Annotated in this window: 14 protein-coding genes; 5 read left to right on the plus strand and 9 right to left on the minus strand. The window is 67.1% G+C overall.

Annotated elements, in window-relative coordinates; all coding sequences use genetic code 11:
• Positions 1 to 77: 77 nt before the first annotated feature.
• From accC to aroQ, 3 genes are read right to left on the minus strand one after another with little or no spacing between them, the layout of a single operon-like run.
• Complete coding sequence (gene accC / locus ACLPJJ_RS05575; RefSeq protein ID WP_443589961.1) at positions 78 to 1,415, minus strand: acetyl-CoA carboxylase biotin carboxylase subunit; 1,338 nt, start codon at positions 1,413 to 1,415, stop codon at positions 78 to 80.
• A gap of 1 nt (position 1,416) precedes the next feature.
• Positions 1,417 to 1,872, minus strand: a complete 456-nt coding sequence (accB, locus tag ACLPJJ_RS05580) for an acetyl-CoA carboxylase biotin carboxyl carrier protein (RefSeq protein ID WP_443589962.1) — start codon at positions 1,870 to 1,872, stop codon at positions 1,417 to 1,419.
• Positions 1,869 to 2,324, minus strand: a complete 456-nt coding sequence (gene aroQ / locus ACLPJJ_RS05585; protein WP_443589963.1) for a type II 3-dehydroquinate dehydratase — start codon at positions 2,322 to 2,324, stop codon at positions 1,869 to 1,871. Before aroQ ends, accB begins: the two co-directional genes overlap by 4 nt.
• Before the next feature lie 91 nt (positions 2,325 to 2,415).
• Here aroQ and thiS point away from each other — a divergent pair, with 91 nt between their 5' ends.
• The 3 genes from thiS to ACLPJJ_RS05600 are packed head-to-tail and all read left to right on the plus strand — an operon-like array spanning position 2,416 to position 4,072.
• Positions 2,416 to 2,637, plus strand: coding sequence for a sulfur carrier protein ThiS (thiS, locus tag ACLPJJ_RS05590; RefSeq protein WP_443589964.1), 222 nt, complete (start codon positions 2,416 to 2,418; stop codon positions 2,635 to 2,637).
• 2 nt (positions 2,638 to 2,639) lie between these two features.
• Positions 2,640 to 3,431, plus strand: coding sequence for a thiazole synthase (locus ACLPJJ_RS05595; RefSeq protein WP_443589965.1), 792 nt, complete (start codon positions 2,640 to 2,642; stop codon positions 3,429 to 3,431).
• 23 nt (positions 3,432 to 3,454) lie between these two features.
• Positions 3,455 to 4,072 carry a VC0807 family protein gene (locus ACLPJJ_RS05600; protein ID WP_443589974.1) on the plus strand — a complete coding sequence of 206 codons (618 nt, stop codon included), beginning with the start codon at positions 3,455 to 3,457 and terminating at the stop codon, positions 4,070 to 4,072.
• 28 nt (positions 4,073 to 4,100) lie between these two features.
• Here ACLPJJ_RS05600 and ACLPJJ_RS05605 read toward each other — a convergent pair whose 3' ends face one another.
• From ACLPJJ_RS05605 to ACLPJJ_RS05615, 3 genes are all read right to left on the minus strand, one after another.
• Positions 4,101 to 4,574, minus strand: a complete 474-nt coding sequence (locus ACLPJJ_RS05605; protein WP_443589966.1) for a DUF2147 domain-containing protein — start codon at positions 4,572 to 4,574, stop codon at positions 4,101 to 4,103.
• Between the two features lie 226 nt (positions 4,575 to 4,800).
• Positions 4,801 to 6,720: a bifunctional 2',3'-cyclic-nucleotide 2'-phosphodiesterase/3'-nucleotidase gene (locus ACLPJJ_RS05610; RefSeq protein ID WP_443589967.1), complete on the minus strand. Its 1,920-nt coding sequence runs from the start codon at positions 6,718 to 6,720 to the stop codon at positions 4,801 to 4,803.
• 18 nt (positions 6,721 to 6,738) lie between these two features.
• Entirely contained in the window at positions 6,739 to 7,287 is a 549-nt protein-coding gene (locus tag ACLPJJ_RS05615; RefSeq protein ID WP_443589968.1) for a hypothetical protein, read from the minus strand.
• Positions 7,288 to 7,331: 44 nt separating this feature from the next.
• On the opposite strand from ACLPJJ_RS05615, the gene ACLPJJ_RS05620 reads away from it, so the two are divergent.
• Both ACLPJJ_RS05620 and rnhA read left to right on the plus strand, forming a co-directional pair.
• Positions 7,332 to 8,288, plus strand: a complete 957-nt coding sequence (locus ACLPJJ_RS05620) for a homoserine kinase (RefSeq protein ID WP_443589969.1) — start codon at positions 7,332 to 7,334, stop codon at positions 8,286 to 8,288.
• Positions 8,278 to 8,739, plus strand: a complete 462-nt coding sequence (gene rnhA, locus ACLPJJ_RS05625) for a ribonuclease HI (RefSeq protein ID WP_443589970.1) — start codon at positions 8,278 to 8,280, stop codon at positions 8,737 to 8,739. The genes ACLPJJ_RS05620 and rnhA overlap by 11 nt, the downstream gene beginning before the upstream one ends.
• Here rnhA and ACLPJJ_RS05630 read toward each other — a convergent pair.
• From ACLPJJ_RS05630 to ACLPJJ_RS05640, 3 genes are all read right to left on the minus strand, one after another.
• Entirely contained in the window at positions 8,736 to 9,227 is a 492-nt protein-coding gene (locus ACLPJJ_RS05630; protein ID WP_443589971.1) for a phosphatase PAP2 family protein, read from the minus strand. The two genes, rnhA and ACLPJJ_RS05630, sit on opposite strands and share 4 nt — an antisense overlap.
• A gap of 116 nt (positions 9,228 to 9,343) precedes the next feature.
• Positions 9,344 to 10,315, minus strand: a complete 972-nt coding sequence (locus ACLPJJ_RS05635; RefSeq protein WP_443589972.1) for a quinone oxidoreductase family protein — start codon at positions 10,313 to 10,315, stop codon at positions 9,344 to 9,346.
• Complete coding sequence (locus ACLPJJ_RS05640; protein WP_443589973.1) at positions 10,315 to 10,773, minus strand: methylated-DNA--[protein]-cysteine S-methyltransferase; 459 nt, start codon at positions 10,771 to 10,773, stop codon at positions 10,315 to 10,317. The genes ACLPJJ_RS05635 and ACLPJJ_RS05640 overlap by 1 nt, the downstream gene beginning before the upstream one ends.
• Positions 10,774 to 10,979: the final 206 nt, after the last annotated feature.

Below are 10,979 nucleotides of genomic sequence, written 5' to 3' on the forward strand. Positions count from 1 at the left end.
GGATCCAAGGGCCTCTCGGCCCTTGGCGGGGGTTAAGGGGGCGGAGCCCCTTGGGTACGAGCGCCTCGTGGCCGGGGCTACCCGGCGACGAAGCGTTCGAGCCAGTGGATGGTGTAGTCCCCGGCGACGAAATCCGGTGCTTCCAGGATGCGCTGGTGCAGCGGGATGGTGGTCTTGATGCCGGTGATGACGAATTCGCGCAAAGCGCGCTTCATCCGCGCGATGGCTTCCTCGCGGGTCTTGCCGTAGGTGATCAACTTGGCGATCAGGCTGTCGTAATGCGGCGGCACGCGGTACCCCGCGTAGAGGGCGCTATCGACCCGCACGCCGAGCCCGCCCGGCGGGTGGAAGACGTCGACGCGGCCCGGCGAGGGCGCGAAGGTCTCCGGGTCCTCGGCGGTAATGCGGCATTCGATGGCATGACCGGAGAAAACAACATCCTGCTGGGTATAGCCGAGCGGCTGCCCAGCGGCGATGCGGATCTGCTCGCGCACCAGGTCGATGCCGGAGATCGCCTCGGAGACCGGGTGCTCCACCTGCAGGCGGGTGTTCATCTCGATGAAGGCGAACTGCCCGTCCTGGTACAGGAATTCCAGCGTGCCCGCGTTGCGGTAGCCGATCTTCTTCAACGCGCTGGTCACGGTCTCGCCCAGGGCGTCGCGCTGTTCGGCGGTGATGACCGGGGAGCCGGCCTCTTCCAGCACCTTCTGGTGGCGGCGCTGGAGCGAGCAGTCGCGCTCGCCGATATGCACCACCTCGCCATGGTTGTCGGCCAGGATCTGCAGCTCGATATGGCGCGGCTTGTCCAGGTATTTTTCCATGTACACGGCGTTGTTGCCGAAGGCAGCACCCGCTTCCGCGCGGGCCTCGCGCCAGGCGGCCTCAAGCTCGGAAGCCTCGCGGGCGACCTTCATGCCGCGCCCGCCGCCGCCCGCCGCCGCCTTGATCAGCACCGGGTACATGATCCGCTCGGCGACGTCGCGCGCCTCTTCCAGCGAGGCGAGTTCGCCCGGCGAGCCGGGCACCAACGGCACGCCGAGATCCGCCATGGTGGTCTTGGCGGTGATCTTGTCGCCCATCATGCGGATATGCTGCGCCGTGGGGCCGATGAACACGAGGTTATGCGCCTCCACCATCTCGGCGAAGGCGGCGTTCTCGGAGAGGAAGCCGTAGCCCGGGTGGATCGCCTCGGCGCCGGTGATCAGCGCGGCGGAGATGATGGCGGGCATGTTGAGGTAGGAGTCGCGCGCCAGCGGCGGGCCGATGCACACGCTCTCATCCGCCAGGCGGACATGCATGGCGTCGGCATCAGCCGTGGAATGCACCGCGACGGAGGCGATGCCGAGTTCCCGGCAGGCGCGCAGGACGCGAAGCGCGATTTCGCCGCGATTGGCGATGAGGATTTTCTTGAACATCTTATTCGATGATCATCAGCGGCTCGTCGAACTCCACGGGCGCGCCGGAGGTGACCAGGATCTGCTTCACCACGCCCGCGCGCGGGGCCTTGATCTGGTTGAAGGTCTTCATCGCTTCGATCAGCAGCAGGGTGGCACCGGCCTCGACCGTCTGGCCGACCGTGACATAGGCCGGGGCGCCGGGTTCGGCGGAGAGATAGGCAACGCCGACCATCGGGCTCTTCACCAGGCCGGGGTGCTTGGAAAGGTCGGCGGGCGCGGCCGGGGCGGCGGGTGCTGCGGCGGCAACCGGGGCAGCCACGGCCACGGGGGCGGCAACCGGCATGGCCACCTGGGTAATGGCGCGGGCCAGCCGCACCTTGCGGTCGCCCTCGGCCAGTTCGATCTCAGAGAGGCCGGTCTCGTTCAGCAGCGCTGCGAGTTCGGCCAGGGTCTTGGGGTCGAATGTAAGGCTCATTGGTCGTCTTCTTCTTCCAGGATGTCGGAGAGGGCAATCAGCGCCAGCCTATAGCCCGCAAATCCAAGACCGCAAATCACCCCGGAGGCGGCGCGCGACACATAAGAGTGATGGCGGAAGGATTCGCGCTTGTGGATGTTGGACAGGTGCACCTCGATGACCGGGATCTCGAGCGTGGCGATCGCGTCCATCAGCGCAACCGAGGTATGCGAATACCCGGCGGGGTTGATGATCAGGCCGTTCGCGCGCTCGCGCGCCTCCTGCACCCAGGTGATCAGCTCGCCTTCCAGGTTGGTCTGCCGGCATTCGATGGCCAAGCCCAGGCCATCCGCGGTTTCCGCGCACAGGGTTTCCAAATCGTCCAGCGTGCCGGTGCCGTAGATATCCGGTTCGCGCGTGCCCAGGAGGTTCAGGTTCGGCCCGTTGAGGACCAGGATGAGTGGTGCTGCCATGATGAGTAATCCGCTAGCATAATGGAATCGAGCCCGCCAAATTTTTAAGCGCCCCTTGCGGGGGCCGGGGGGCAGCCCGATAATGCGGCGCATGAATAATACGGTTGAGATGCTGGCCCTGACGGTGAACGGCGAGGCCATGGAGCTGCCCCCCGGCACCAGCGTTGCCGGGCTGCTGGCGCGCATGGAGCTGGACCGCCGCAAGGTGGCGGTGGAGCGCAACCTGGAGATCGTGCCCCGTTCGCTCTACGAGACCACGCTGCTCGATGCGCGGGATGCGATCGAGATCGTTCACTTCGTCGGGGGTGGCTGACTATGGACGGCAGCGAGCAGGCCGGCGATCCGTGGATCGTCGCGGGGCGGAAGTTTTCCTCCCGCCTCGTGGTTGGCACCGGCAAGTACAAGGATCTTGAAACCACTGCCGCCGCCATTGAGGCCTCGGGCGCCGAGATGGTGACGGTGGCGGTGCGCCGCGTGAACCTCTCGGACCGCAACGCGCCGATGCTGCAGGATTACGTGAGCCCCTCGCGCTACACCTACCTGCCCAACACCGCCGGCTGCTTCACCGCCGACGAGGCCGTGCGCACCCTGCGCCTGGCGCGCGAGGCGGGGGGCTGGAACCTCGTGAAGCTGGAAGTGCTTGGGCCCCCGCCGACGCTGTACCCGGACATGGCCGCGACCCTGCAGGCCGCCGAGGCGCTGATCAAGGACGGCTTCGAGGTGATGGTGTACTGCTCGGACGACCCCATCGCCGCCAAGCGGCTGGAGGATATGGGCTGTGTCGCCATCATGCCGCTGGGCGCGCCGATCGGCTCCGGGCTTGGCGTGCAGAACCCGCTGATGATCCAGATGATCATCGAGCAGGCCAAGGTGCCGGTGCTGGTCGATGCCGGTGTCGGCACGGCGTATGACGCCACCTTCGCCATGGAACTGGGCTGCGACGCGGTGCTGGTGAACTCCGCCATCGCCCTGGCCGGTGACCCGGTGCTGATGGCCCGCGCCATGAAGGCGGGGGTGGAGGCCGGGCGCCTTGCCTACCGTGCCGGACGGATTCCGCGCAAAGGCTTCGCCACGGCGTCCTCGCCGATGACGGGGCTGATCCGCTGAAGGCGCTGCACGCCGTACCCGAGATCGCGGCTAATTTCGTCGCACCCTATCTCGTTTACGAGGCGTTGGATGCTCGTTTCGGCGATACGGACGCGCTCATCGCCTCCGCCGTGCCGCCCTTGCTGTGGAGCGGCTACGAGCTGGCCAAGGCAAAGCGGCTGGATGCCGTCTCCTCGCTCGTGGTGGCGGGGATTTTGTTCACCCTGCTCGCCACCGCGCTCGGTGGTTCGCCGCGGCTCATCCAGGTGCGCGAGGTGCTGGTCACGGGTGCCGTCGGCGTCCTGTTCCTGGCCTCGCTGGCGCTGAAAAGACCGATTATCTTCTATCTCGCCCGCGCCGCCTCGGCCCGCCGCACGCCGGAAGGCGAGACGGAATTCGAGGCGCTGTGGGAAAATCCCGGCGTGGCGGAGGGATTCCGGATGATGACGGCGGTGTGGGGCGTGGGCCTCATCTGCCAGACGGGCGTGATGGTATGGCTCGCCTATATCTGGCCGATTCCGCGCTATCTGCTGCTCTCGCCCTTCATTGGTTACGGCATCCTCGCGCTGCTGCTGGGCTGGAGCCTGTGGTACGGGGCAAAGCGCAAGGCGCTCCGGGCGCTCGCCGCCGCGCACGCCCGGAGCAAGCCCCAAGACCGTTAAGTCACGCGGCAGCCATCCGGCGGCGCGATTAATTGGTTCGGCGTATCAGGCAGTCGCTCGGCGTCTGCGCGGCGTAGGGGCGCCAGATCTGCGTCTCGCCGAGAATCGGCAGGCCGATATAGCCGCGCATATGCAAATTGCCCTGGGCGTCGAACGTCACCGTCGCACTGTATACGGCGCCGTCGCGCGGGTCGGTCACGGTGCCGTTCCATCTCACCGTGCCGTCATCGGCGGTCCTGGGGGCGACCTGGAAGATGATGTCGCCGCATTGCAGGTCGCCGCGCCAATCGAGCGGCGGAGGGTCGTTGGGGTGGTCCAGCACCATGCCGGAGATGCGGCCGCACAGATCCGTCCCGCATTGCGCGACGCTGATCACGGTTCCGCTGTTGTCGGTGCTCCAGCTTCCAGAGGGGTATGTAACGGAGGCGGGTGAGGCGGCGGCGGCCTGCGCCAAGGCGAGGCCGCCGCTCAGCCACAAGGCGGCAAGCCAGCGGCTATACAAGAAAAGTCTCCCAGACAGTGCGTATTCTTGTGCAATCCGTCGAGAAATCATTACCAATAGCGGGCGTGACCGGGCCAGCGAAAAACCCCGCCAGCCCGGAGTTTCTGGCGTGATGTGGCAGAAAAGCCGCAATACTGAAGGGGTTCTGGCCATTTAATGGTGTACTGCGTGTCGTTCCTGCCCCTCAGTTGGAGCGCGCGCGGGGCGGAACAATCAGCAAATACTCTTAGCTGAGTTGCATGGCGTAACGGGTATAGCCGTCCCCGGCATCGCCCTGGCTGGTGATGTTGCCGAGCGGCAGCAGCGCCTTGGCGGCTTCCGGCGCGCTCTCGAACACTGCCGTCACCGGCGTGCCGATGGCAGCGAAGCGCCAGACCTCTGGCGTGGCCACGGTGACCGGCTTATGCGCGAGGATGTAGCGGATGATGACATCCTGCGTCTTGTCCGGCGCGTCCAGCACCACATCCGCCGGGTCATGCACGATGCCGCCGCTATCGGCGCGGTAGTTGTTGGTGATGACGATGAAGTCCTGGCCGTCGTCCACTGGCGCGCCCTGGTAGCACAGGTTGACGATGCGGTGCGCCTGCGGGTGCGCCAGCCCGTGCGCGCCGTAGCGGTTGGGCTGGGTGAGGTCGATCTCATAGGTCACCCCGGCGATGACGTCGAAGATATAAGACGGCACGCGCGGGCGCAGCAGCGCCTGCGGGGCGGGGTTGGCGGGGTCGATGCGGTTGAAGATGCCCGCGGAGCGCTCCAGCCACTCGCGCAGCGTGGCGCCGTTAACGCGCAGCGCCGCCACGGTGTTGGGGTAGCTGTAGAGGTCCGCCACGTCCTTGATGGCGATCCCGCCGGCGGGGAGGTCCACGTAGTTCTCGGGGGACTGGTAGCCCTCCTTGAAGGGGGCTGCGGCGGAGAGCACCGGCAGGCCAAGCACCTCATCGGGCAGGAGCGGCGTGGCGTACCAGGTCTGGGCCGCGTTCACCAAAGCGAGCGAGCTGTCCGCCCCGTTCACCAGCGCCAGATAGGAGTTCACCGGCTGGGTCAGCTGGCCGATCGGCTCGCGGATCCAGGCCAGCGTCTTCCGGTGTTCCGGCGCCACTGCCGCATCCACCGCCGCGTTGTTGGCGGCGAGCGAGATCACCTCCTGGTCCTGGCGCTGGGCGATGGGGATGGTGGCGCAGGTGAAGTCGCTGACCACCCACTTGCCGCCCGACTGGGTGAGGGTGAGGTCGATCTGCCCCAGCTCCCCGCCCCAGAAGCCGGGCATCACCGCGGGGACGCCGTTCAGCGTACCGCGCGTGGCGTCCACCCCGTCCACCCCGGCGTAATCCGGCCCGGGGAAGCTGCGGTGCGAATGCCCGGTGAAGATGACGTCGATGCCCGGCACGGAGGCCAAATAGAGGCTGGCGTTTTCCTCGCCGCCCTGGCGGGGTGCGGCGGAGATGCCGGAATGGGCCAGCGCGATGACGAGGTCCGCCTGCTGGCGCAGGGCTGGCACATGGGCGCTGGCGGCCTCTACGATATCCTGCGTGCGCACCTGGCCGCGCAGATGGTCGCGGTCCCAATTGGTGATTTGCGGCGGCAGGAAGCCGATGACGCCGATCTTCAGCTTGTGTTTGCTGCCATCCTCGGCGGTGAATTCGCGCTCCAGCAGCAAGGTGGGGGGCAGGCAGGGCGAGCCGTCCTCATGCAGGTAATTGGCCGAGCAGAAGGGGAAATTCGCCCCGGCGACGGCCTTGTTCAGGAAGTCCAGCCCGTAATTGAATTCATGGTTGCCGAGCGTGGCGGCATCAAAGCCCATGGTGTTCATGGCGCGGATGGTGGGGTGGACGCCATCGGTGGGGAAATTGCCCGGCATCGCCACGTAATCGGCCAACGGGTTGCCCTGGATGATGTCCCCATTGTCGAACAGCATGGAATTGGGCGCCCCGGCCCGCGCGGCGGCGGCCAGGGTGGCGACCTTGGTCAGCCCGACGCTCTCATCCGGCTCGTCGCGGAAATAGTCGTAATCCTCGACGAAGCTATGCAGGTCCGAGGTTTCCAGCAGGCGCAGGCGGATGACCGGGCCGGTGTCGGCCAGCGCCCCTGCCGCGGGCAGCAGCGCGGCGGCTTGCAGCAGGGCGCGGCGCGTCAGGTCTAGGCGCATGGCCGCCTTGGAATCGTCTTAAGGCGTGGCGTTGGGGTGCGCGGCGGCGTAGGCCTGCTGGTCCGGCGTCATCTCAAACCCGACCAGGATCTGCAACTGCGCGGAATCGGGCACGTTGGGCACCTCGATCTTCGCCGGCTTGCCGGTGGCGAAGGCCATGCTGACATTGCCGTTGAATTTCAGCGTCACGTTATAGGGCGACTTGGAGATTATGCTGTCATCCTGGGTGATGGCGGCGAACCAGGGCAAAGTGAGCGGCTGGCCGTTATTCGCCGGACCGTTATCCGCCTGGAATGCGGGTTTCACCGTGACCAGCAGCGCGCGCTTGTGCTTCTCCAGCACGCACTCGCCGGAGAAGCCGGTGATCTGCGCGGTGGTCAGCTGCGCCGCCACGTCCGACCGTCCGGGCAGGAAGGTGCTCAGCGTCTGCGCCTGTTGCAGCAAGGCCACCTGCGGGCAATACAGAGCGGCCTGCTGGCCGGTGTTAGGCTTGGGGTTGCCGCCGCAGCCGGTAAGGGCGGCGAGGCTGATCAGTGCGGCAAGGGCGGTGACGCGGGATTCTTTCATGCGCCCTCCCTTGCCAGAATTTTCACGCCCGGTCATCTACGGGCATGGCAGTTTATACGGAAGTTACGGACGAGGCGCTGACGGAATTCCTGGCGCGCTACGATATCGGCACGCTGCTCGCCTATCGCGGCATCGCCGAGGGCGTGGAGAACAGCAATTACGCGCTGAAGACCACACAGGGCGATTTCATCCTCACCCTTTACGAGAAGCGGGTGAACCCGGCGGACCTGCCCTGGTTCCTGGGGCTCATGGAGCATCTGGCCGCGCATGGGCTCTCCTGCCCGCTGCCCGTGCGGGCAAAGGATGGCCAGAACCTGAACCCGCTGGCCGGGAAGATCGCCGCCATCACCACCTTCCTGCCCGGCGTGTGGCCGCGCCGTGTGCTGGCCGAGCATTGCGAGCCGCTGGGTGCGGCGATGGCAAAGCTGCATCTGGCCGGGCAGGGCTTCGCGCCGACGCGCCAGAACGGGCTGGGGCCGGATTCCTGGGGTCCGCTGCTGGCCAAGTGCGAGGGCGCCGATTCCGTGCAGCCGGGCCTGGCGGCGGAGCTGGCCGGCTGGCTGGAGCGGATTGTCTCCGCTTGGCCGCAAGACCTGCCAGTGGGGCATATCCATGCCGATCTGTTCCCGGACAACGTGTTCTTCCTCAATGGCGGGATTTCCGGGCTGATCGATTTCTACTTCGCCTGCACGGACATCTACGCCTACGACGTGGCGATCTGCCTCAACGCCTGGTGCTTCGAGCGGGATTTTTCCTTCAACATCACCAAATCCCGCGCGTTGCTGCGCGGCTATATGGCGCATCGTGGGCTCTCGGCGGCCGAGCAGGCGGCGTTGCCGGTGCTGGCCCAGGGGGCGGCCATGCGCTTTCTGCTGACGCGGCTGTACGACTGGCTGAACACCCCGGAAGGCGCGCTGGTCACGCCGAAAGACCCGATGGATTATTACCGCCGCCTGCGCTTTCACCTCGCCGCCAGGGATGCCTCCGCCTATGGACTCTGATACCGTGGAAAACATTGTCGAGATCTGGACCGATGGCGGCTGCAAGCCGAATCCGGGCCCTGGCGGCTGGGGCGCGATCCTGAAATTCAAGGGCACGCTGAAGGAGCTTTCCGGCGCCGAGGCCGAGACCACCAATAACCGCATGGAGCTGACCGCCGCGGCGGTGGCGCTGGCGGCGCTGACCCGCCCGTGCAAGGTGGTGCTGCATACCGACAGCGAGTACCTGAAGAACGGCATCACCCGCTGGCATGCCGGCTGGGTGCGCAAGAACTGGCGCAGCTCCACCGGCGACCCGGTGAAGAACATGGACCTCTGGCAGCGCGTGCTGGAAGCGGCGAAGCCGCACGAGATCGACTGGCGTTGGGTGCGCGGCCATTCGGGCGATGTGATGAACGACCGCGCCGACGCCCTGGCCACCGCGGCGCGCGAGCAGCTGGTGCGGGCGGGTTAAGCCCGTAGCTTCTCCGGGGGCAGCAGCACCAGCGTGCCCCAGGCGCAGAACGTGCCGGTGATGAGCCCGGCCAGCACGTCCGACAGGAAATGGTAATCGGCGCCGACCAGCCCGGCCATCACGGCGAGGATGACGGCGGCGCAGAGCGGGCGCCAGCGGGGGCGCAGCACCCAGAGCACGCCGAGCGGTGCCGAGATATAGGCGGTGTGGCCGGAGGGGAAACCGCCATAGAGGGGGCTGTCAGTCAGCGGGTGGAAGCCGTACAGCCCGTATTTCAGCCAGGAGCCGGGCCAGGGGCGGCCGAACAGCCATTTCAGCTCATCCTTGGCGGCGGTGGCGGCCAGGGTGGCGAGGCTGAGGCGCAGCCAAAGCGGATGAAGCCGCGTCACCCCGCGCAGTTTTTGCAGCGCCGCCCAGCACAGGAACAGCCCCGAAGCGGGCAGCGGCAGCAGCGAGGGCGCGGCGCAGGCCTGGAAGAGCCGGCGCAAGCCGCTATGCGCGGCGAAGAACAAGGTAATCGGCTGGTCCAGCCAGAGGATGCCCAGCAGCGTGGCGCAGGCGAGCGCCAGCCAAAACGCGGCCAGGGCGAGGGGAAGGAGCGGTCTCAGGGGATGAGAACGGTGCTGCCGGTGGTCTGCCGGGCTTCCATCGCGGCGTGGGCGGCGGCGGCATCGGCCAGCGGGAAGGTCTGGTTGACCTGGATCTTCACCGCGCCGGAGAGTACGGCATCGAACAGGCTCTGCGCCGAGGCGTTAAGGTCCGCCGGATTGGCGGTGTAGGTGGCAAAGCCCGGACGCGTGAGATACAGGCTACCCTTGGCGCCAAGGGTCAGGATATCCACCGGGGGCACGGGGCCGGAGGCGTTGCCGAACGAAACCATGAGGCCGAACGGGGCCAGGCAGTCCAGGCTGGGGGAGAACGTGTCCTTGCCCACGCTGTCATACACCACCGGCACCATGGCGCCGCAGGTGATGCGCTTCACATCCGCCGCCAGGTTGGCGTGGCCGATGATGGCGTGCGCCGCGCCGTTGGCCAGGGCCAGCTTCGCCTTCTCGGCGGTGGAGACCACACCGATGACAGTGGCGCCGAGATGCGCTGCCCACTGGCACATGATGAGGCCGACGCCGCCAGCCGCAGCATGGACCAGGATGGTCTGGCCCTTCTGCACCTTGAACGTGCGGTGCAGCAGGAATTGCGCGGTGATGCCCTGCAGCATCATCGCTGCGGCGGTCTTGAAATCTATGCCCTCCGGCAGCTTCACCAGCCGGTCGGCGGCGATGATGCGCTCCGTGGCATAGGCGCCGAGCGGCCCGCCGGCATAGGCCACGCGGTCCCCGGGGACGACGTTGGTTACCGCCTCGCCCACGGCCTCGACCACGCCAGCACCTTCCATGCCGATGGTGGCCGGCAGCGGCGCCTTGTACAGCCCGGTGCGGAAATAGACGTCGATGAAGTTCAACCCGACCGCCTCATGGCGCACCAGCGCGTCGTGCGGGCCGGGCTGAGGGGTGGGAACCTGCTCCCATTTCAGCACGTCCGGGCCGCCGGTGGCATGGATTCGGATGGCTTTGGTCATCATTTGCTGGCCCTGATTCGTTGTTCGAGGTCGAGCAGGATGCGTTTGGTGGCAAGCCCCTCGCCACCGGAATAGCCGCCCATGCCGGCGCTGCCCAGTACACGGTGGCAGGGGATGAGAATGGGGATGGGGTTGGCGGCATTGGCGCCGCCGACCGAGCGGGCCGAGCCGCCCGCAACCGCCGAGATCTCGGCATAGCTGCGCGTCTCGCCCAGCGGGATCTGCCGCAGCGCGGCCCACACCTTCCGCCGGTACGCGGTGCCGTATGGGTTCAGCGGCAGGTCGTCCGGCAGGTTGGCGTCCTCGTCGAAATACGCGTCCAGCGCCGCCTTGGCGCGGGTGAGCAGGGGCGAGGGCTCCTGGAGGCTGCCCCAGCCCCATTCGAGCGCGACAATGGCGTCATCTTCCGCGAACAGCGTGAGGTCGCCGACCGGAGAGTGCATGGAAAGTGAGGGCATGGGGCGCAGGCTAGTCTGAGCTAGGTGCTGGATCAAGCGGGGGGATTGCGGCGCGGCCGCGGAGTAAGCCAGAACGTGGCCAGAATGTTGCATCCGCGCCTAGCATTTCTGCCCTGCCTCGCCTTGGCCGCCTGCGCCGGGCCGCGCCTGGAATCGCCCAGCCATTTCGGCACGCCGACGCATCTGAGCTGCGTGCCCTATGCGCG

The sequence above is a fragment of the Acidocella sp. genome (assembly GCF_052326845.1).
Lineage (GTDB): Bacteria > Pseudomonadota > Alphaproteobacteria > Acetobacterales > Acetobacteraceae > Acidocella.

Coding starts and splice junctions, on each gene's coding strand:
- accC (WP_443589961.1), bottom strand. CDS start 1,415: ATGTTCAAGAAAATCCTCATCGCCAATCGCGGCGAAATCGCGCTTCGC.
- accB (WP_443589962.1), bottom strand. CDS start 1,872: ATGAGCCTTACATTCGACCCCAAGACCCTGGCCGAACTCGCAGCGCTG.
- aroQ (WP_443589963.1), bottom strand. CDS start 2,324: ATGGCAGCACCACTCATCCTGGTCCTCAACGGGCCGAACCTGAACCTC.
- thiS (WP_443589964.1), top strand. CDS start 2,416: ATGAATAATACGGTTGAGATGCTGGCCCTGACGGTGAACGGCGAGGCC.
- ACLPJJ_RS05595 (WP_443589965.1), top strand. CDS start 2,640: ATGGACGGCAGCGAGCAGGCCGGCGATCCGTGGATCGTCGCGGGGCGG.
- ACLPJJ_RS05610 (WP_443589967.1), bottom strand. CDS start 6,720: ATGCGCCTAGACCTGACGCGCCGCGCCCTGCTGCAAGCCGCCGCGCTG.
- ACLPJJ_RS05615 (WP_443589968.1), bottom strand. CDS start 7,287: ATGAAAGAATCCCGCGTCACCGCCCTTGCCGCACTGATCAGCCTCGCC.
- ACLPJJ_RS05620 (WP_443589969.1), top strand. CDS start 7,332: ATGGCAGTTTATACGGAAGTTACGGACGAGGCGCTGACGGAATTCCTG.
- rnhA (WP_443589970.1), top strand. CDS start 8,278: ATGGACTCTGATACCGTGGAAAACATTGTCGAGATCTGGACCGATGGC.
- ACLPJJ_RS05635 (WP_443589972.1), bottom strand. CDS start 10,315: ATGACCAAAGCCATCCGAATCCATGCCACCGGCGGCCCGGACGTGCTG.
- ACLPJJ_RS05640 (WP_443589973.1), bottom strand. CDS start 10,773: ATGCCCTCACTTTCCATGCACTCTCCGGTCGGCGACCTCACGCTGTTC.